General features: G+C 68.7%; 15 protein-coding genes, 1 tRNA gene and 1 pseudogene. 13 read left to right on the forward strand and 4 right to left on the reverse strand.

What is annotated here, in order from left to right:
• The 4 genes and pseudogenes from GC106_RS43480 to GC106_RS43495 all read left to right on the forward strand — a co-directional run.
• Window positions 1-472: pseudogene (locus GC106_RS43480) on the forward strand (hypothetical protein); the annotation flags it as partial.
• A gap of 97 nt (window positions 473-569) precedes the next feature.
• Window positions 570-2,672: an AbfB domain-containing protein gene (locus GC106_RS48485; RefSeq protein WP_246368171.1), complete on the forward strand. Its 2,103-nt coding sequence runs from the start codon at window positions 570-572 to the stop codon at window positions 2,670-2,672.
• Between the two features lie 77 nt (window positions 2,673-2,749).
• A complete protein-coding gene (locus tag GC106_RS47260) occupies window positions 2,750-6,439 on the forward strand; it encodes an ALF repeat-containing protein (RefSeq protein ID WP_217281689.1) in 3,690 nt (1,229 codons plus the stop codon).
• 14 nt (window positions 6,440-6,453) lie between these two features.
• A complete protein-coding gene (locus tag GC106_RS43495; RefSeq protein ID WP_173142061.1) occupies window positions 6,454-6,843 on the forward strand; it encodes a hypothetical protein in 390 nt (129 codons plus the stop codon).
• A gap of 120 nt (window positions 6,844-6,963) precedes the next feature.
• Here the strand turns inward: GC106_RS43495 and GC106_RS43500 are convergent, their stop codons facing one another.
• The gene (locus GC106_RS43500; RefSeq protein ID WP_173142062.1) at window positions 6,964-7,716 is read right to left on the reverse strand and encodes an enoyl-CoA hydratase/isomerase family protein; all 753 of its coding nucleotides are present in this window, start codon (window positions 7,714-7,716) and stop codon (window positions 6,964-6,966) included.
• An 84-nt stretch (window positions 7,717-7,800) separates the two neighbouring features.
• On the opposite strand from GC106_RS43500, the gene GC106_RS43505 reads away from it, so the two are divergent.
• From GC106_RS43505 to GC106_RS43515, 3 genes are all read left to right on the forward strand, one after another.
• On the forward strand, window positions 7,801-9,006 hold the full coding sequence (locus GC106_RS43505; protein WP_173142063.1) for a PQQ-dependent sugar dehydrogenase: 1,206 nt from the start codon (window positions 7,801-7,803) through the stop codon (window positions 9,004-9,006).
• 4 nt (window positions 9,007-9,010) lie between these two features.
• Complete coding sequence (locus tag GC106_RS43510) at window positions 9,011-10,432, forward strand: class I adenylate-forming enzyme family protein (protein WP_173142064.1); 1,422 nt, start codon at window positions 9,011-9,013, stop codon at window positions 10,430-10,432.
• A 126-nt stretch (window positions 10,433-10,558) separates the two neighbouring features.
• The gene (locus tag GC106_RS43515) at window positions 10,559-10,711 is read left to right on the forward strand and encodes a hypothetical protein (RefSeq protein WP_173142065.1); all 153 of its coding nucleotides are present in this window, start codon (window positions 10,559-10,561) and stop codon (window positions 10,709-10,711) included.
• A 70-nt stretch (window positions 10,712-10,781) separates the two neighbouring features.
• On the opposite strand, the gene GC106_RS43520 is transcribed toward GC106_RS43515, so the two are convergent.
• Both GC106_RS43520 and GC106_RS43525 read right to left on the reverse strand, forming a co-directional pair.
• Window positions 10,782-11,375, reverse strand: a complete 594-nt coding sequence (locus GC106_RS43520; protein ID WP_173142106.1) for a TetR/AcrR family transcriptional regulator — start codon at window positions 11,373-11,375, stop codon at window positions 10,782-10,784.
• 60 nt (window positions 11,376-11,435) lie between these two features.
• The gene (locus tag GC106_RS43525; RefSeq protein WP_173142066.1) at window positions 11,436-12,395 is read right to left on the reverse strand and encodes an acyl-CoA desaturase; all 960 of its coding nucleotides are present in this window, start codon (window positions 12,393-12,395) and stop codon (window positions 11,436-11,438) included.
• A gap of 253 nt (window positions 12,396-12,648) precedes the next feature.
• On the opposite strand from GC106_RS43525, the gene GC106_RS43530 reads away from it, so the two are divergent.
• The 6 genes from GC106_RS43530 (at window position 12,649) to pth (ending at window position 18,390) form a co-directional block, all read left to right on the forward strand.
• Window positions 12,649-12,719, forward strand: a tRNA-Gln gene (locus tag GC106_RS43530).
• Between the two features lie 192 nt (window positions 12,720-12,911).
• The gene (locus GC106_RS43535; RefSeq protein ID WP_246368173.1) at window positions 12,912-14,489 is read left to right on the forward strand and encodes a GGDEF domain-containing protein; all 1,578 of its coding nucleotides are present in this window, start codon (window positions 12,912-12,914) and stop codon (window positions 14,487-14,489) included.
• A gap of 47 nt (window positions 14,490-14,536) precedes the next feature.
• Entirely contained in the window at window positions 14,537-16,000 is a 1,464-nt protein-coding gene (gene glmU / locus GC106_RS43540) for a bifunctional UDP-N-acetylglucosamine diphosphorylase/glucosamine-1-phosphate N-acetyltransferase GlmU (RefSeq protein WP_173142067.1), read from the forward strand.
• A complete protein-coding gene (locus tag GC106_RS43545) occupies window positions 15,997-16,977 on the forward strand; it encodes a ribose-phosphate diphosphokinase (protein ID WP_173142068.1) in 981 nt (326 codons plus the stop codon). Before glmU ends, GC106_RS43545 begins: the two co-directional genes overlap by 4 nt.
• Window positions 16,978-17,190: 213 nt before the next feature.
• Window positions 17,191-17,799, forward strand: a complete 609-nt coding sequence (locus GC106_RS43550; protein WP_173142108.1) for a 50S ribosomal protein L25/general stress protein Ctc — start codon at window positions 17,191-17,193, stop codon at window positions 17,797-17,799.
• Window positions 17,800-17,805: 6 nt separating this feature from the next.
• Window positions 17,806-18,390, forward strand: a complete 585-nt coding sequence (pth, locus tag GC106_RS43555) for an aminoacyl-tRNA hydrolase (protein ID WP_173142069.1) — start codon at window positions 17,806-17,808, stop codon at window positions 18,388-18,390.
• Window positions 18,391-18,443: 53 nt separating this feature from the next.
• Here the strand turns inward: pth and GC106_RS43560 are convergent, their stop codons facing one another.
• Window positions 18,444-20,108, reverse strand: coding sequence for a fatty acyl-AMP ligase (locus tag GC106_RS43560; RefSeq protein WP_173142070.1), 1,665 nt, complete (start codon window positions 20,106-20,108; stop codon window positions 18,444-18,446).
• Window positions 20,109-20,137 lie beyond the last annotated feature (29 nt).

The following is a 20,137-nucleotide window of genomic DNA, read 5'->3' on the forward strand; positions in this document are numbered from 1 at the left end:
GGTCGAGTTCTTCGCGTATGGCTGGGCGACGGGTTCGCGGTTGGATCTGGAGGTGTTCCGGATGCGGCAGGCGAACGAGAACATGCGGTGGCGGGCGACGGTGTTGCGGTTGATCGTGGATGCGGAGGCTGCGGAGAAGGCGGCGCGGGAGGCGTCGGAGGAGACCAGGCAGCAGGCCAAGGACGCGGCGGCGCGGGCGTGGCAGCAGGTGGGTGAGCAGACGCAGCCTGCCCGGTCGGGGTGGGGTGAGGCGCAGGCTTTCGCGGTGCGTCAGGCGGAGAACTGGCGTGTGGTGCTGGCCGCGGCGCAGGCGGCGTTGGGTCCGAACTGGTCGTCGATTGTTGATCCGGCGAAGTCGTCGGAGGCGGCGTGGTTGGCTGAGCGGGATGCGGCGGCGCAGCAGGCGGTGTATTGGAACGGGTTGTTGCAGCAGGCTCTGGACGGCGAACAGCGCGTCAGGAACACTCTCTGATTTTCACTGGTATCTCGCCGTAGGGCGATGGCTTTGCCATGCCACAAAAAAGAAAGGTGCTGGGGGTATGCGAAGAACAGTAGTCCACAGTAGACGGATGGCGCGCGGGCTGGTGGCCGCCGCCGTCGTCACCGGCCTGATGGCACCGATGACGGCACTGACCGCGAGCGCGGCACCGTCGTCCGACATCCCGCCCGCGGCGGCCGCCCGCAACTCCGAGGCGACCGCGAACGCACCGGCCATCCCGCAGGAGGTCGTCGATCCGGCGGCCACCGACCTCCCCGAGTCCACCGAGGTGGAGAAGGTGCTCGCGGTGCGCGCGATCGGCGTCGGTGAGGCGACCGACGAGTGGTTGATGTTGTCGGACAAGAACTTCGTGTTCCGGGTCTACGACCGGATCAGCCCGGACAAGTACCCGCTGACCAAGGCCGAGGCTTACCGGGTCTACCGGGTCGTCGTGGACACGCCGGACGCTCCCGATGCGACCGCGTTCATCCGCACGTCGATTCACGACTTCGTCGACCGTGACCAGATCGAGTACGCCCGGCGTACGGAAGAGGCCCGCCAGGCGCGGGAGGCGCGGCAGAACGCGGCGGCGTTCGCCGAGATCCCGGCGGATGCGGCGATGCTGGACGGCAACGACCAGAACTTCGTCTACCAGGTGTGGCGCCGCTCGACCGGCCCGAAGGTCAAGCAGGGCGCGGTGGACGCCTGGGGTGGTGACGCGGTGGCGTGGAAGACGTTCATCACCACCACGATCTACACCCTGCACATCGAGGACCAGCGCGACGCGATCGAGAAGGCCAAGCAGGAAAGCGAGGAGGCCGCGCGGATTCTGGCCGCCAAGCAGGCCAAGAAGAACGCCGCCGCGCTGCTGGGGATCATCGCGCCGGAAGGCTGGCTCGCCCTGTCGGACGACAACTTCATCCGCCAGTTGCTGACCACGCCGGAGCTGGCGCAACCGCGGCACATCGAGGTGAAGAACGCCGCGGACGCCGCGTTGCGCAGCACCAATCCGGCGGACTGGAAGGCGTTCATCGACACCGGCATGAAGGCGGCCGATGAGCTTGACGCCGCCCGCGAGAAGGCCATCCGCGAAGAAGCCGACCGGCAGAAGGTCCGCGAAATCAAGGCCAAGGCCGAAGCAGGCCGGGTGCGGCCACGCCTGGTCGCCGCGGCCAACGCCGCGCTGGCGGGCACTGCGGCGGACGTCACGAAGTTCCTGTCGGAAACCCAGTACGCCGTGCTCAACCAGGCCCTGATGACCACCACGCCCGGCGTGAAGGCCTGGCACGTGCGCAGCGGTGGCGGCGACGCCGTGATCACCCCTGGCACGCAGAGCACCACCGCCGCCAACATACCGCTGGGCGAGGCGACCTGGAAGGTCGTCACCGGCCTGGCCGACGCGGCCTGCTACTCGTTCGAGTCGGCCACGAAGGTCGGCAGCTATCTGCGTCAGCAGGATCAGCGGGTGAAGCTGCACGCCAGTGACGGCAGTGACGTGTTCAAGAAGGACGCCACGTGGTGCCCGAAGCTGGGCCACTCCGGCTTCGGCGTGTCGTTGGAGTCCAAGGCGTTGCCCGGTCGTTTCCTGCGTCACTACGGCGCCGCGCTGTACGCCGCCAACGAAAGCGGCACCAATGTGTGGGACACCAACCAGCACGTGTTCAAGGCGGACACCACCTGGAACGTCGTCAACCCCGACCCGGCCGTCAGCACGCAGATCACGCTGCGCTGGCACAACGATGACGCGTGGCGGACGTTCGTGGGCAACCCGAAGGCGGGCGAAGTGCTCGTCGACGGCATCCGGTACCGCGAGTTCGTCAACAACGCCCGTGCCTACTGGGGCGCGGACACCGGGGTGCGCAGCATCTCCGGCCCGGCACTGACCAAGTACCTGGCCTCCGGCGGGCACAAGATGCGGATGCCGCTCATCGACACCACGCCGACGCCGGACGGCAAGGGCACGTACACCCACTTCGTCAGCGGGTTGTCGATCTACTGGACCCAGGCCACCGGCGCGCACCTGGTCTACGGCGCGATCCGGGACCGCTGGCAGGCGATGGACTGGGAGCGGTCGTACCTGGGCTACCCGACCACGGACGAGGAGCAGGTGGGCAACCTGCGCCGGAGCACCTTCCAGGGCGGCTACATCTACCACGATCCCGCGACCGGCAAGACCTGGGACACCAAGTTCTGATCATCCAGTCCTGACACCGGCCCGGCACTCGGCTTGACGGGTGCCGGGCCGCTTTCATTCCAGGGGGTTCACCAGTAGTGAGACTCATCCGAAGAGCGTTGGCGGCATCGCTGACGGTCGCGGTGTTCGCGGGCCTGGCAAGCCCGCCGGACGTCGCGGTCGCGGCGCCCGCGATGACAGCGACAGCGGCCGTGGCGGAAACTCCGGCCCGGCCGATGCCCGCTGATCCGTACAAGGAGTGGGACGGCAAGACCGGTGTTCCGGACACCGGTGACCCTCGGTTGCGTCAGTTGGTGGCTGACAACGCCGAGTTGGCTGAGGATGTCGAGGTTCGTGATGCCGCGAGGGCCGCACTGGAGGGCGGCCGTACGGCGATCATGGCGTTCCTCAACACGGGTTTGCGGGAGGCGCAGAAGAGGGCCGCGGATCGCAAGGCCGAGGTCGCCCGGCAGAACCGGGCGGCGATCGAGCCGTTGCGTGGTACCGGTGGGGCGTATCTGCGGGCCGAAGTGGACCGTGTGCTGGCCGGTACCGATCTGGACCGTGCACAGTTTTTGGCCTACGGCAAGGCTATCGCCGAGCAGCGGGACGCGGCGGCGACGCAGAGCGTCCAGCAGCGAGCGGTGGAGAACCGGGCTCGCGTGCAGATGCTCGTCGGCGTCGGCGGGCCGGAGGTCAAGCGGGCCGCGCAGACCGCGTTGGACGCCGGTGATGCGGCGGTCGAGCAGTTCCTGGCCAGCGGGTATTTGGAGGCGGCCGGGAAGGACGCCGAGGCGCGGGAGAAGTTCCTCGCTGACGAGGAGGCCCGGCAGAAGGCCGCGGAGGCGTTGTCGGAGCTGGCGAAGCGTTCGGCGCGGGCGAACGAGGCCCGGCGTGTTCTGCTGGTGGAGCACGGCATCGGTATCCGGGCGTTGCAGCGCTCGTCGAATTCCCTGATCCTGGCGGGGAATGAGGCACGGAAGGCCGAGCAGATCCTGGCCGCGAACACCGCGGCCGGGCAGCACCCGGTCGATGCGTTCGACGGGGTGAAGGCGGAGGTCGCCCGCCAGTTGGCCGCTGCCCGTGCGGCGGCTGGCGATGCGCAGACCGCGGCGGTCAAGGCCCAGGTGCAGGCCGATGTGCTGGTGGAGACCGGTCTGCCGTATGGGGCGCAGTGGGCGCAGATGGCCTTCGGGATGTCCCAGGCGGCACGGGCTGCGGTGTCGGCGGTGGAAACGGCGTCGCATTCGATTGACGCGGCGGCGTTCACCGACCAGGCCCGTAACGCTCAGGAACGTGCCGAGCGGCATGCCGAGCAGGCCAAGAAGTGGCGTCAGACCGCCGAAGCGCACGCGCGTGCCGCGGCGGATCTGGCTGAGGCCGCGCGGGTGCAGATGGAGGCGGCCAAGGACGCCGCGGCCCGGACCAAGGCCGCCCGGCAGGCTGCTGAGGCTGCGGAAGCGCAGGCGTGGGCGGCGGCGGAGCGGACCCGTCAGCACCGCATCACCGCGGAGCGTGAGGCGGCGACAGCCGCGGCGCAGCGGGCGATCGCGGAACGGGAGCGTGCCAACGCGGCCGCCGCACGCGTACGAGCCGAGCAGCAAGCGGCTGTCGCACGTGCGATGCGTGGCGAAGCGGAGGTCCAGGAAGGCATCGCGCGCGGTGCCCGTGACAGGGCCCAGGCGGCTGACGGTGTCGCGGCGCAAGCGGAAACCAACGCCCGCAATGAAGAACGCAACGCCAGCGCAGCTCGCGACAGGGCGTACGCGGCGGAGCGGGAACAGCGCGCGGCGGAAGCCCGTGCCGCGGCAATGGATGCGATGGCCGCGGCCAGCCGTGGTAGCGAACACGAAAGGACTGCGTTCGACGCGGCGCTGCAAGCACGTGGGGAAGCCAACACGGCTATCGGCGCGGCTGGTGCGGCTCGTGCGGCAGCGAATGTCGCGACCGGCGCGGCAGCCGGAGCGCGAGGTGCCGCAACGGAAGCCACTCGTGCAGCCGCACGGGCTCGCGCTGCGGCGCAAGCCGCGCAGGCCGCCGCCGCTCGGGCGAACGCGGCGGCGACCAAGGCGGAAGCCGAGGCCGCGGCAACCCATGCGGCAGCGCAGCGAGCCAACTCCGCGGCTTCGGACGCGACGTTCAACGAGGCCAAGGCCGCTGAAGCCGCGCAGAACGCGGTGAACCTGGCCAACCAGGCGGCGGGCGAGGCGATGCAGTCGCAGATGTCCGCCGAGCGCACCAGGGCCGAGTCGGAAGCCGCCGCCCACGAGGCGGTGTCGGCCGCGACCCAGGCCGGTCTGGCCGTGCAGGCGGCGTCGGCGGCCAAGTCGTCGTCGCAAGCGATCACCGAACCGGCGAACACCGCCATCACCGTCGTGGCGCCGTTCACCGGCCAGGACATCGACGCCGACTTCGTCGTCCGAGTCGCCGAACAGGCCCGCGCGGTCGGCGCCGAGCAAGCCGCGGCCGCCGAACGACGCGCCGCCGAGGCCCTGGAGGCCGCACGCCTGGCCCAGGAAGCAGCCGACCGGGCCGCGGCCGAGGTCAAGCCCGCATACGACGCGGCGGCCGCAGCGGCCAAGTCCTCGGCTGCGGCAGCACGTTCCGCCGCGGATGCCCAGAAGGCAGCCGCCGAAGCAGCGGCGGACGGTGCGGCGGCACGGGCAGCGGCCGCACGAGCCAACCAGGCCGACGCCCAAGCGCGGGAAGACGCACGCAAAGCACGGGCAGCGGCCAACCAGGCAGCCGACGACGCCGCTATCGCCGGACGGTCCGCGGCCGCGGCTGAGGGCGAGGCGGCGGCAGCACGGTCGGCGGCCAGCCAGGCCGAAGCCGACGCCGCGGCAGCACAAGGTGCCGCGGGACGTGCCGAAACCCTCGCCGCGGAGGCCGGCGCGGCCGCGGACAGCGCGGAACAGCATGCCGCGGCGGCGGCGGAAGCGGCGAAGAACGCCTACAACGCGGCCGTCGAAGCAGGTAAAGCGGCTGACCGGGCTGAGGAAGCGGCGCGCAAGGCCGAGGACGAGAAGCGTCGTCAGCAGGTGGCCTCCGGGGACGGCGATCCCGGCCTCACCGCGGAGGAAGAGGCCCAGTTCCTGCGGAACATGTCGCCTGAGGCGATCGCGGAGTACCGCAAGGCGGTCGACGACGCCAAGAAGGGCATCATCGACTACATCATCGAGAACGGCGGGCAGGTTCTGCTCGACGTGATCGGGTACACCGACGCCAAGAAGTGCTTCGGTGAAGGCGACGTCGCCGCGTGCCTATGGACGGTCGTCAACGTCGGGTCGTTGCTGCTGCTGGTGGCGAAACTGCCCGCGGTCTCCTCGGCCATCGCCAAACTCGTGGGCGGACTGACGAAGTTCCTTGAGGCGTCCTCGGCAGGCCGCAAGGTCCTGACCACGATCAGGGAGACCGCTGAACGGTTCCGCAAGCTCCCGTCGTGCCCGGTCGCCCGCGCGGGTGTGGCCGCCGGCTCCACAGCCGCCGGCTCCACAGCCGCCGGCTTCACGGCGGCGACCGACCCGGAGGAGTGCATCCCGAAGCCGCTGGGACGTGGCAACACCGGCCGTACCGAGGCGAACTCGTTGCACGAGAAGCTCGCCATGGACCAGGCGATGTCCAATCCCCAGGCGGGCAAGCAGTTGCAGAAGCCGGTGATGACCGATCCGCGATGGCGGCACGAGGAGGGATGGGTCAAGATGACCCAGAACGTCAACGGCGTGGAGATCCACTACGTGTACAACACGAAGACCCGTCAAGTCGACGATTACAAGTTCAAAGACTGAGGACCGCGATGCTGGTGAAGTGCCTCCGGAACAAGGGGCTCCCCGAACCCGCCCACGGGCTCTACTACACGGAGCACACGGTCTTCGAGGTGACCGTGGGCGAGACCTATCCGGTGTACGGGATCTCGATGTTCAACCGTGGCCTGACGCTGTTGCTGCGGGACGACACGGGCAAACCGAACTGGCAGCCGATCGAACTGTTCGAAGTGGTCGACGGCCGGTTGCCGGACGGCTGGAAGTTCGCCACGCGCGACCAAGGCGAGGCCTACACCCAGGCGATCTTCGGCTATCCCCGACTGGTCGACGACGAGGGCCACGAGGAGGCGTTGATCGAGCGCGAGCCGGACGCGATGCGTGTCTTCCTGGACTACGTCGCCTCGGCCGCGAATGACGCGCCGGCCTGACAAGCGAACGCGGGCCTCCCGTCCGGGCAGTTCGACGGCAACGCCGAACTGCCCGGACGGAGCTGCTTCTCCGGCGGAACATGGTTCCCGCGGCGCTGTCCGCATCCTCGATCCGCCCTGCTAGAACTTCGGGGTGCGCTTCTCCAGAAACGCCCGCACACCCTCCGCGTAGTCAGCGCTGTGCACGGCCTCGTCGTACAGGGCACGGATGCTGTCGTCCTCATGCTCACCGTCGGCGATGCGGTTGACGATGGTCTTGGCACCGCGCACGCTCACCTGGGCGCGGCTCGAGATCGTGCCCGCCAGTTCCTTCGCGCGGGTTTCCAGCGAACCGGCCGGGTGCAGCTCGTTGACCAGGCCGATGCGCAGTGCCGTGGCCGCGTCGATGATCTCGCCGGTGACCAGGATCTGCTTGGCCCACGCCTTGCCGACCGCGTCGACCAGCTGCTTGGTGGACGTGAAGTTGTAGACGATGCCGAGCTTGGCCGGGGTGATCCCGAACCTGGCGTTGTCCGCGGCGATCCGCAGGTCGCAGGCCAGCGCGAGCTCGCAGCCGCCGCCGATGCAGAACCCGTTGATCACCGCGATCGTCGGCACCGGGAACCCGGCGATCGCCCGCTCGGCCGCGTGCACGGCGTCGCTGTAGCGCGTCGCGCCCTCAGCGCCTGACCGGAGCGTCTCGAACTCGGCGATGTCCGCGCCCGCCGAGAAGTGCTCGCCGCCCTGGATCAGCAGCACCCGGGTCGTGCTGTCCAGCGATCCGAGCAGGCCGGGGATCGCCGACCACATGTCGAAACTCAACGCGTTGCGCTTGTCCGGCCGGTCGATGGTCAGCGTCGCCACGGGCCCGGCCGTCTCCAACCTCAGATGCACGCTCTCACCTTGTCACGTCCGCGCGCGGCCGACACGTGCGTAACCACACACAAACCGGACAGTGATCGGCGCATGCTTGTCCCCATGCGACGGATCGCCGTGCTCCTCGTCACACTTGCCGCCCTGACCGCCTGTACCGAGTCCAACGCGGGCAGAGTCCCGCCACCGGCCAGCGCGAACGGGCAAGCCAGCACGCCGCAGGAGGCGCCCGCCCCCGGCATGAGGATCGAGACGGTCGCCGGTGGCCTGGAGCACGGCTGGGACATCGCCTTCCTGCCGGACGGCAAGGCGCTGGTCAGCCAGCGTCCCGGCAAGCTCGCACTGCTGTCGTCGACCCGGCCGGGCGCGACCGTCACGCAGGTCCAGGCCGATTTCACCGACGTGCTCGCGGTCGGCGAAGGCGGGCTGATGGGCATGGTGCTCGACCCGGACTTCGCCACGAACCGCGAGTTCATCACGTGCCAGACGTACAAGGAGAACGGCGTCGGCGTGGACGTCCGGCTGGTCCGCTGGCGCCTCGCGGCCGACGGTTCGAGTGCGCAACGCGTCAACGTCATGCTGTCCGGCCTGCCGGTCGCCCGCAACGGCAGGCACTCCGGCTGCCGTCCGGCGATCGCGCCGGATGGTGCCCTGATCGTCGGCACCGGTGACACCGCACGCGCGCCGATCTCGCAGGACCGCACGAACCTCGGCGGCAAGGTGTTGCGGCTGGACGTCAAGACCGGTGGCCCCGCCCAGGGCAATCCGTTCAGCTCCGCGCAGAACCCCAACGAGCAGCGGCTTTTCACCTACGGCCACCGCAACGTGCAGGGCGTCGCGATCCGCCCGGGCAGCGGTCAGATCATCACCGCCGAGCACGGCCCGGACAAGAACGACGAGATCAACGTCGAACTGGCCGGCCGGAACTACGGCTGGGACCCGGCCAAAGGCGGCACCGAGACCAGCTACGACGAGGACGTCCCGATGACCGACCTGCAGCGGTTCCCCGACGCGGTGCCCGCGTTGTGGGAGTCGGGCGACCGCACCGAGGCGGTCTGCGCGGCGACGTTCCTCGACGGGCCGCAGTGGGGCACCATGAACGGTTCGCTCGTGGTGACCGCGTTGAAGGGCGCGAAACTCCTGCTGTTCAAGATGGACGACGCGGGCAAGATCCAGTCGGTGTCCGTGCCCCCGGAGTTCGACGACGACTGGGGCAGGCTGCGCGCGGCGCGGCAGGGCCCCGACGGCGCCCTGTACGTCACGACTTCCAACGGCAACGACGACAAGCTGCTGCGAGTCACCCTAGGGTGAGCCCATGTCCTTTCCCGACGCGGTTTTCGCCGCCCTGCGCACCGACCCGTCGAAGATCGCCGTGGAGCACGGGCAGCGCGCGGTCACCAAGACCGAGTTGCTCAACCTGACCAGCCGGATCGCCGCGGGAATGCGCGCGGCCGGTGTCAAACGCGGCTCCGGCGTGGCGATGACCACCGAGGTGACACCGGAGGCGTTGGCCGCGTACCTGGCCGCGTGGGCGTTGGGTGCCCGTGTCGTCGGGGTCCGGCCGGGGTTCAGCGCCAAGCAACTCGACCACATCCTCGGTGACGGGCTCGACCTGATCGTCACCGACGCGAAGCTGCCTGCCCTCGCGGACACCGAAGACGAGCCGTTGATCCTCACCTCGCGACCGGACCAGGTGGCCCGGTTGGTCTATACCAGCGGGAGCACCGGTCTACCGAAGGCGTGCGCACAGACATATCAGGCGCTCGCCGATCACTACACGTGGAATCCGGACACCTGGGATGCGCCGACCGCGGCGATGGCGGCGGCGTGCGACCGGTTCCTGTTGTTCGGCAGCCTGGCCAGCGCCGTGGTGCAGGACTTCCTCGCACTGTGCCTGCTGCACGGCGGAACCGCCGTCATCCCCACGCGGCTGAAGTTCCCCGACGTCCTCGCCGAGGAACAGATCAGCTTCAGCATCATGAACGTGCCTCGGCTGTACGCGATGCTGGATTCGTTACGGGACAACCCTCTCGACCTGAGCAGCCTGCGCGGCATGCTCGTCGCCGGCTCGCCGCTGGCGCCACACCGCCTGCAGGAGGCCATGGAGCGCATCGGCCCGGTGATCTACCACCAGTACGGCCAGAGCGAGACCGGCGGCCTGACCATCACCACTCCCGCCGAGATAGCGGCCGGACGCCTCGACACCGTCGGGAAACCGCACCAGCGCGCGGAGATCGAGGTCCGGGACGGCGAGATCTGGGCCCGTACCCCGTGGATGATGCGGGACTACTGGGAAAACCCTTCGGAGACGCAGGAAGTGGTCGTCGACGGCTGGATCAGGACACGCGATCTCGGCGAGCTGCGGGACGGTTACCTGCACCTGACCGGACGCGCGCGGGACGTCGTGATCGTCAACGGTTACCCCGTCTACGCCGGGCCGATCGAGCGCGTGCTGGCCGGCCACGCCGACGTCGATCAGGCGTATGTCGTCGGCCCGGAAGAGGTTCTGCACGCGTTCGTGATCCCGATGCCCGGCAGGGAACCGTCCCGTGCGGAACTGTCCACTTTGGTCCGTGACGAGCTGGGGCCGGACAGCGTGCCCGCCACGATCACGTTCATCGACTCGGTCCCGGTGGCTCCCAGCGGCAAGCCGGACAAGGCGGCGTTGCTGCGCCGTGACCGGTCTGGACCGGCACCACAACTCGTCACCGGAAGCCAGCATTCCCTTGACACGTGACACTTTTCCGCCACCACCACGTTCGGCCGTCCGTGTCGGCGACTCACCCGGATGGGGTACGTTGAGGTCAGTTGATTCAAGCTTCAACTGCTTCACAGGGATCGCACGCACGAGGGGATCACAGAAATGGCCAAGCACGCAGCAGGACCAGGGGCACCCGCCTTCGAGATCACGGACGCCGACCGCAACCACCCGCCGAAGCACAGCCAGGAAGAGCGCAGGCCGGACGCCCTGCGCCGCGTGCTGATCGACGTCAAGAACATCAGGAAGGCCGGCTGACCCCGCCCGCAGGTCCCTCTCGTGAGTGTTTATCAGGGTTAGAACACGGATAAACACTCACGAGGTCTGTTCAGCGGCGGGGTTTCGGCTTGTGCTCCAGGTGGGACAACCCGTTCCACGCCAAGTTCACCAGATGCGCCACCACATCCGCCTTACGCGGCTTGCGCACGTCCAACCACCACTGCCCGGTCAACGCCACCATCCCCACCAACGCCTGCGCGTACAGACCGGCCAGCTTCGCGTCATAACCACGACTACTGAAATGCACACCCAGGATGTGCTCGACGTGACTCGCGATGTCCGACAGCAGGCTCGAAAACGTGCCCGTCGCACTCGCCACCGGCGAATCCCGCACCAGAATCCGGAACCCGTCGGTCGACAAGTCCACATAGTCCAGCAACGCCGTCGCCGCGTGCTCCAACAGCGTCCGCGGATGCATCTCCTCCGACAACGACGCCGTGATCGCCGACAGCAACTGGTCCATCTCGCGGTCCACCACCACCGCGTAGATGCCTTCCTTACCCCCGAAATGCTCGTACACCACCGGCTTGCTCACGCCGGCCCGGTGCGCGATCTCCTCGATCGACGCACCGTCGAAGCCCTTCTCGGCGAACAGCGCACGGGCGACGTCCAGCAGTTGCCGCCGGCGTTGGGTCCCGGTCATCCGGACCCGCGCCGCCGGCGGCCCCGCCTCTTTACGTCTCACCCGGACACACTAGCCATCTCAGTCCTTGCCGACGGCCAGCCGGGCCAGCCGCTGCTCGGTCGGCCAGCGCACGTCGTACACCCAGCCGAACTTCTCGAAGATCCAGATCAGCCGCGCGGACGTGTCGATCTGGCCGCGCTGCACGCCGTGCCGGGCGCAGGTCGGGTCGGCGTGGTGCAGGTTGTGCCACGACTCGCCGAACGACAGGATCGCCAGCGGCCAGAAGTTCGCGGCCTTGTCACGGCTCTTGAACGGCCGCTCGCCGATCATGTGGCAGATCGAGTTGGTCGACCACGTCACGTGGTGCAGGATCGCCACCCGCACGAAACCGGCCCAGAAGAACGCGGTCAGCGCGCCCCACCAGGACCAGGTGATCAGTCCACCGAGGACGGCGGGCAGCACGAAGGTCAGCGTGGTGAACAGCACGAAGAGCTTGTTGACCTTGACGATGTCCTTGTCGGCCATCAGGTCCGGGGCGAACCGCTGCTTGTTGGTGACGTCCCGCTCGAAGATCCAGCCCATGTGCGCGTGCCAGAAACCCTTGGCCAGCGCCCACGGCGAGGTGCCGAACAGCCACGGCGAGTGCGGGTCGCCCTCACGGTCGGAGAACGCGTGGTGCCTGCGGTGGTCGGCGACCCAGGTGATCGGCGGCGACTGCACCGCCATGCTGCCCATCACCGCCAGCATGATCCGCATCGGCCGCTTGGCCTTGAACGAGTTGTGCGTGAACAGCCGGTGGTAACCGACGGTCACGCCCAGGCCGCTGAAGTAGAAGAAGAACAGCGACAGGCCGACGTCAACCCAGCTCAACCCCCAACCCCACAACAGCGGAACGGCCGCGATGAGCGCCGCGAACGGCAGCAGGATGAACGCGTACACGGCGATCTGCGTCGCCAGGTTCCGCCGGCCCTCGAAGAGCGGTTTCGGGCCCTGGTCACCCGCTGCCTGCTCCTCGGACTTGTCGAGGGTTGTCGTCATAAGCACCTCACGTCTGACTTAGGTCAGCCTTACCTACGATGTCGTAACTTACGACAGGGTAGGTTGCCCGAGCCGCCCGGCGCCACCCCGGCAGCCCCAGTTTCGGACCCCTAGCACACCTGGTAAGTACCCGCCTGTGACGCTCCTAACGCCCGTTCGGACCGTGCGCGAGAACAAATTCCACCGGGTGTCTGTCGCTCGGCCACCCCACTCGTGCAACGATGTGCAACCGTGAGCCTTCACGGGCCCACAGTCCGCCGTGGTGTAAAGGCAGCACCTCAGATTTTGGTTCTGATGGTCCAGGTTCGATCCCTGGCGGCGGAGCGGTCGAGCTGAACACCGGGTGTTGGACGGGCAGGGGGTGCACCGCTGCGCAACGAGTCGGACGAGGAGCACCCGCCCGCGCTGGATAAGAAGTCCGACGCGTGGCTGGTCAGTCGTGCCAGCGAGTTGCTGGCGATCACGCAGAGCGCTGGACGTGACACACAGGTCCAGAACGTTCACGAGGTCGACAGCATGTTGGCCGAAGCACAACACCGGGGCGAACCGCGCATGGTCGCCCAGCTCCTGCGTTCCGCCGTCGCCATCCGCCTGGTGACCAACGGTGAGCAGAGCACCGCGCAGCCGTACCTCGACGAGATGATGGCGCACACCCGCAGGCACGGCCTGCTGGTGCTGGAAGCCGACACGCACGCGCTCAAAGGGCGCTTCATGTTGATGCTGGGCGCCGAGGACACCGCGCTGACCGAGGCGGCTATCGCGCTCGCCATGCTCGACGACGACCTGCCGTTGGACACCACGCTCAACCGCCGTACGTGGAACATGATGCTGGCGTCCACCCTGATGGACATCGGCCTGGTGCTCACCCAGCTCGGCGTGTACGAGGAAGCCGACCAGGTGATGAACCGGGCCAGCAGGTACATCCGGGACAGCCCGGTCCCGCACCAGATCTCGGTGCACCTGATCAACCGGATCCGGATGCTCGTCGGCTGGGGCCTGCGGCTGGAGCGCGTGGACCAGTCGCGGATCGCGCGGGAGAAGTTCGAGACCGCCGCGGCGATAGCCGAGGCCGTCGAAGGGCCGTTCCGTGAGTCGCTGTTCCCCCGGCAGGCCGACAAGTCCGCGGCCGAGCAGGTGCCGGTCGTGGCCGCCGCGCTCGCGCTGGCGAATCCGTCGTCCGCGCACGTCGAGCGGTTGTTCGAGATCAAACCGACCGCGAAGTACGCCCGTGAGCTGATCATCACCGCCATCGCGCTGGCCCGGTGCCTCGAACAGACCGGCCTGGTGCACGAGGCCGTCGACGTGCTGGCCGAATCCCGCCGGGCGCTGGAGGACGACCCGTCCGAGCCGACGCTGCGGCTGTGCCTGATCCGTGAGTTCGCCCGGCTGTCCGGGCCGAACGGCGGCGAGCGCACGTTGAGCGCACTGGAGAGCTACGCGCAGGAGCTCGAAACCCAGCTGTGGGAGATGCGCGAGTCGCGGATCGCGACGCTTAACACCCGCCGCGAACACGAACGGCTGACCCGTAAGCACGGCGAGACCGAGCGAAAGGCGATGCAGGACCCGTTGACGGGCCTGCCGAACCGGCGTGCGCTGGACGAGCGCCTCGAAGCGCTGTCCGCGTCGGCCGACAACCACCCGATGGCGCTCGCGCTCGTGGACCTCGACGGGTTCAAGGAGGTGAACGACCAGTATTCACACGCCGACGGCGACGACGTCCTGCGTGTGGTCGCAAGCACGGTGCGTGACGCGTTGCGTGGCGGCGACATGGTCGCGCGGTATGGCGGCGACGAGTTCGTGGTGCTGCTGCCGGGCGCGCCGCTGCACGCCGCCGAAGCCGCGCTCAACCGTGCGGTCAAGGCGGTCTCCAAGCTGCCCCATGACCTTTCCCACGGTGTGACGTTGTCAGTCGGCGTGGTCGCACTGCGTCAGAACGAGACCGCGGCGCGTGCGCTCGCCCGGGCGGACGCGGCGATGTACGAAGCGAAACGCAGCGGCGGCAACGGAGTCGCGGCCGTCACCATGAGCACCGAAACCGCACAGTCCGGGCGACTTGTGGACGACCCCGCGTGGGCGCTGCCGGAGGCAACGTAGGATCGTTACCTGGTGTTATCCGTACGGATTCGGCAGGGAGATCGCTGATGCCCCAGGGTGGGAACGCCCAGCTCAGCACCGTTGTACTCGCCGCTGGCGAGGGCACGCGGATGCGCTCGTCGACCCCCAAGGTGCTCCACCCGATCGCCGGCCGGCCGCTCGTCGAGCACGCCGTCCGTGCGGTAGCCGGACTCGACCCCGACCACCTCGTGGTCGTCGTCGGGCACGGCCGCGCCGCGGTCACCGAGCACCTCGAAGGTCTCACGAACGCGCTGGAGCGCAAGGTGACCACGGCCGTGCAGGCCGAGCAGAAGGGCACCGGGCACGCCGTGTCGTGCGGCCTTGCCGAACTGCCGGGCACCCTGAGCGGGACGGTCATCGTCACTTACGGCGACGTGCCGTTGCTCGAGACGGAGACGCTTTCGGCCTTGCTGGCCGAGCACTCGTCCTCCGGCAACGCGGTGACGGTGCTGACGGCGGTGGTCGGAGACCCCACCGGCTACGGCCGGATCGTGCGGGACAGCGACGGCGCGGTGACCGCGATCGTCGAGCACAAGGACGCCGACGAGGACCAACTGACGATCACCGAGATCAACTCCGGGATCTACGCGTTCGACGCCGAGGTGCTCGTCGACGGCCTGTCGCGGCTGAGCACCGACAACGCCCAGGGCGAGCTGTACCTGACCGACGTGCTGGGCATCGCACGCGGCGACGGCCGCCGGGTCGGCGCGTTGGCGTGCGTCGACCCGTGGCAGGTCGAAGGCGTGAACGACCGGGTTCAGCTGGCGCGTCTGGGTGCCGAACTGAACCGCAGGCTGCTGGAGCGCTGGATGCGGTCCGGGGTGTCGGTGATCGACACCAACAGCGTGTGGCTGGACGCCGGGGTGACGCTGGCCCGGGACGTCCTGATCGAGCCGAACGTCCAGCTGCGCGGGTCGACCAGCGTCGGCGAGGGCGCCACCATCGGTCCCGACACGACGCTGACCAACGTGACCGTGGCCGAGGGCGCGACGGTCATCCGTACGCACGGTTCGGACTCGACCATCGGCGCGGGCGCGTCGGTGGGCCCGTTCGCCTACCTGCGGCCCGGCACCTCGCTCGGCGAGAAGGGCAAGATCGGCACGTTCGTCGAGGTCAAGAACTCCGAGATCGGGACGGGCACGAAGGTCCCGCACCTGTCGTACATCGGCGACGCGACCATCGGCGAGTACAGCAACATCGGCGCCGCAAGCGTCACAGTGAACTACGACGGTGTGACCAAGCACCGCACCACCATCGGCTCGCACGCCCGGACCGGTTGCGACAACATGTTCGTCGCCCCGGTCACGATCGGCGACGGCGCCTACAGCGGCGCCGGCACCGTGATCCGGCGGGACGTCCCGCCGGGCGCGCTCGCAGTCTCCGGCGGTCCGCAGCGCAACCTCGAGGGCTGGGTGGTCAACCGCCGCCCCGGCACCGCGGCGGCCGCGGCGGCACTGGCCGCACAAGAAGTCGAGGAGCAGCAACCATGAACGCCAAGTCCGGGACCCCGAAGAAGCACCTGATGCTCTTCTCCGGCCGTGCTCACCCGGAGCTGGCCGAGGAGGTGGCGCGCGAGCTGAACGTGGAGATCACCCCGCAGGCGGCGTACGACTTCGCCAACGGTGAGATCTTCGTGCGGTTCAACGAGTCGGTGCGCGGCACGGACGCGTTCGTGATCCAGGCGCACACCAGCCCGATCAACCAGTGGATCATGGAACAGCTGCTGATGGTCGACGCGCTGAAGCGCGCGTCGGCCAAGCGGATCACCGTGATCATGCCGTTCTACGGCTACGCCCGGCAGGACAAGAAGCACAAGGGCCGGGAGCCGATCTCGGCCCGGCTGATCGCGGACATGTTCAAGACGGCGGGCGCGGACCGGATCATGACGGTCGACCTGCACACCGCGCAGATCCAGGGCTTCTTCGACGGCCCGGTCGACCACCTGTTCGCCCAGAACATCCTGGCCGACCACATCTCCGAGACGTACGGTTCGGCGGACATCACCGTGGTCTCCCCGGACTCGGGCCGCGTGCGGCTGGCCGAGAAGTGGGCGTCCCAGCTGGGTGACCGGCCGATCGCCTTCATCCACAAGACCCGCGACCCGCTGAAGCCCAACGAGGCCGTGGCGAACCGGGTCGTCGGCGAGGTGGCGGGCCGGTTGTGCGTGCTGGTCGACGACATGATCGACACCGGCGGCACGATCGTGAAAGCCTGCGACGCCCTGATCAACGCGGGCGCCTCGGACGTGGTGATCGCGGCGACGCACGGCATCCTGTCCGACCCGGCGTCGGAGCGCCTGGCCAACTGCAAGGCACGGGAAGTGATCTTCACCAACACGCTGCCGATCCCGGACGAGAAGCGCTTCCCCGGCCTGACCGTGCTGTCCATCGCCCCCCTGCTGGCCCGCGCGATCCAGGAGGTCTTCGAAGACGGTTCGGTCACGAGCCTCTTCGACGGCAACGCCTGACACCCCGAAGCGGCATCGGGGCCCTTGTCGGTGCCCCCCGGGAGTCGCCGGGTTGAAGCTGACGTAAACTATCCGGGTTGTCTCGGCGAGGCCGGGCTCTTCGTAGAGCCTGGCGTGATCGACGCGGCTGGTTGGGTAGCCGTGTGTCCTCACGCCTGCCTCCGCCGCGGTGACGACCCCACTTAGCCTTTTGTGTTGAAGGAGAGCATCACCGTGTCCGAGGTCCGTCTTGCCGCCGAGTCGCGTACCGAATTCGGCAAGGGCGCCGCGCGCCGTACCCGCCGCGCCGGCAAGATCCCCGCGGTGCTCTACGGCCACGGTTCCGACCCGAAGCACCTGGCTCTGCCGGCGCTCGAGTTCGCCCGTGTCGTCCGTGAGCACGGCCAGAACGCCGTACTGACGCTGGATGTCGACTCGAAGTCCGAGCTGGCCCTGACCAAGACCGTCACCACGCACCCGATCAAGAACTACATCGAGCACGTGGACCTGCTGCTGGTGCAGCGCGGCGAGAAGGTCAGCGTCGAGGTCCCGATCGTGCTGACCGGCGACCCGGCCGCGGCCACCCTGGTCACCCAGGACCTGACCGCGATCACCGTCGAGGTCGAGGCGCTGCACATCCCCGAGCAGATCGAGCTGTCGATCGAGGGCGCCGGAGCGGGCACCCTGATCACCGCCGCCGACATCAAGCTGCCGCAGGGCGCCACCCTGGTGACCGACCCGGAGTCGCTGGTCGTCGCCGTGAACCCGGCGCCGACCGCCCAGCAGCTCGAGGGCGACACCGGCGAGGCCCCGGCCGAAGAGGCCACCGAAGAAGAGGCCTGATCTTCGATGGGCGAAGGGCCGGGAACCGTGGTCGTCGTCGGCCTCGGCAATCCCGGCCCTCGCTATGCCGCCAACCGGCACAACGTCGGCGCGATGGTGCTCGACGAACTGGGCGACCGGGTAGGCGGGAAGTTCAAGGCCCACAAAGGCCTCGCCGACGTCCTGGAAGGACGGCTGGGCCCGCGGCGCGCCGTGCTGATGAAGCCCCGCTCGTTCATGAACGTCTCCGGCGGGCCCGTCTCCGGTGTCGCCAAGTTCTTCAAGGTCCAGCCCGCTGACATCGTCGTGCTCTACGACGAGCTGGACCTGCCGTTCGGCACCGTCCGGCTCAAGCTCGGCGGCGGGGAGAACGGCCACAACGGCCTCCGGTCGATCTCCAAGTCCCTGGGCACCAAGGACTACCACCGCATCCGGGTCGGCATCGGCCGTCCGCCCGGCCGGATGGACCCGGCCGACTACGTGCTCAAGGACTTCTCGGCGATCGAACGCAAGGAACTGCCGTTCATCCTCGACCGCGCGGCCGACGCCACCGAAGCCCTGATCACCCACGGCCTGGAAGCCGCCCAGAACACCTTCCACGCCCTGAACTGACCTCGTGAGTGTTTATCAGGGTTCTAACCCCGATAAACACTCACGAGGGGGTTCTAGGACTCGTTCTTGCGGATGCTGTCGGCGAGCTGCTCTCCTGCCGCGGCACGGCGGAGCTTGCCGGACGGCGTCTTGGGCAGCGATCCGGGCGACAGCACGAGGACAGCCACCGGCCGTGCCTCGACCGCCTCGAACACGCGGCCGGCGACCTCCTTGCGCAGCCGTGCCTCCTCGGCCGCGTCACCGGCCAGTTTGGACTCCACGACCACCGCGAAGCGTTCCCGCCTGCTGCCCGCGTCCAGCCGGACCGCGACCGCGTTGCCCGCCCGGACGCCGTCCACGCCGGTCGCGGCGCGCTCGATGTCGGTCGGGTAGATGTTCCGGCCGCCGAGGATGATCACGTCCTTCTCCCGGCCGCACACCACGATCTCGCCGTCGATCAGGTAACCGATGTCCCCTGTGGACATCCAGCCGTCCTCGTCCTTGATGGACCTCGGGCCGTCGACGGTCAGATAACCCGCCGTCACCGACGATCCGCGCAGCTGGATCTCGCCGACCTCACGGTCGCCGCGGATCTCGCCCTCCGGTGACATGATCCGTGCCTCGATGCCCGGCAAAGGCTTGCCCAGGATGGCGAACGACCGCGCCTCGTCGGATTTCCCGACCGGCACGGCACGCCGGTCGACCTCGAGCGCGTGCGCGTCGATGTAGTCCAGCGTCAATCCGGTGAACAGCGGCGCGAACGACACCGCCAGGGTGCACTCTGCCATGCCGTACGCGGGAAACACGCACTCCGCGGGCATCTTGAACCGCGCACCGGCGTCGGTGAAGGTCCGCACGGCGGTCGCGTCGATCGGTTCGGCGCCGTTCAGGGCCAACCGCAGTGTCGACAGGTCGTAGTCGCCGTCGTTCGCGTTGGCCATCCGGCGTCCGACCATGGCGTACGCGAAGTTCGGCGCCGCGGTGATGGTCGCGCGGTGCCGGCTGATCAGCTCCATCCACAACAGCGGCGCACGCAGGAAGTCCGGCGGCGTGACCTTCACCAGCTCGATGCCCAGCGTCATCGGCGTGGTCAGGAAGCCGACCATGCCCATGTCGTGGAACAGCGGGAGCCACGACACCATCGTGTCGTTCTCCCAGTCCAGCGCGGCCTTCTCGGCCATGGCCTCGATGTTGGACATCAGGTTGCCGTGAGTGATCCGGACCGCCTTCGGGTCCGCCGTCGAGCCGCTTGTCAGCTGCAGCAACGCATGCACGTCCTCGCCGACCGGGACCGGCTCGCCGATCGGCTCACCGTCGACCAGATCGGTCAGCAGCCGGTACGGGATGCCGTGCTCGGTGAGCACCGGCGCCAGTTGGTCGAACGGCGCGCCGAGCAGCACCAGCTTGGAATCGATCATGCTGAGGACGCGCAACGTGTCCTCGGCCCACACCGCCAGATCCGTGCGGGGTGTCGGCTGATGCAGCATCGTCACGCTGCCCCCGGACAGCCACACCGCCTGGATCGCCGGGGCGATCAGCACGGGATCAGCGGCGAGCACAGCGACCGCGCTCTGCGGCGTCAGACCGCCTTCTACCAACGCGCCCGCCATCTTGCGGGCTTCCTGGTGCACCTGCGCCCACGTCCGGCGAACGGGGTCACCGGGTTCACCGGTGGTGATCCCCTTGACCTGGCCGCGGGTGGCGGCATTGCCCAGCAGGGCGTCCACGAACCGACTCATAGCGCCGACTTTAAATGGTCCCGGCTGAC

It is taken from the genome of Kibdelosporangium persicum (genome assembly GCF_013280595.1).
Lineage (GTDB): Bacteria > Actinomycetota > Actinomycetes > Mycobacteriales > Pseudonocardiaceae > Kibdelosporangium > Kibdelosporangium persicum.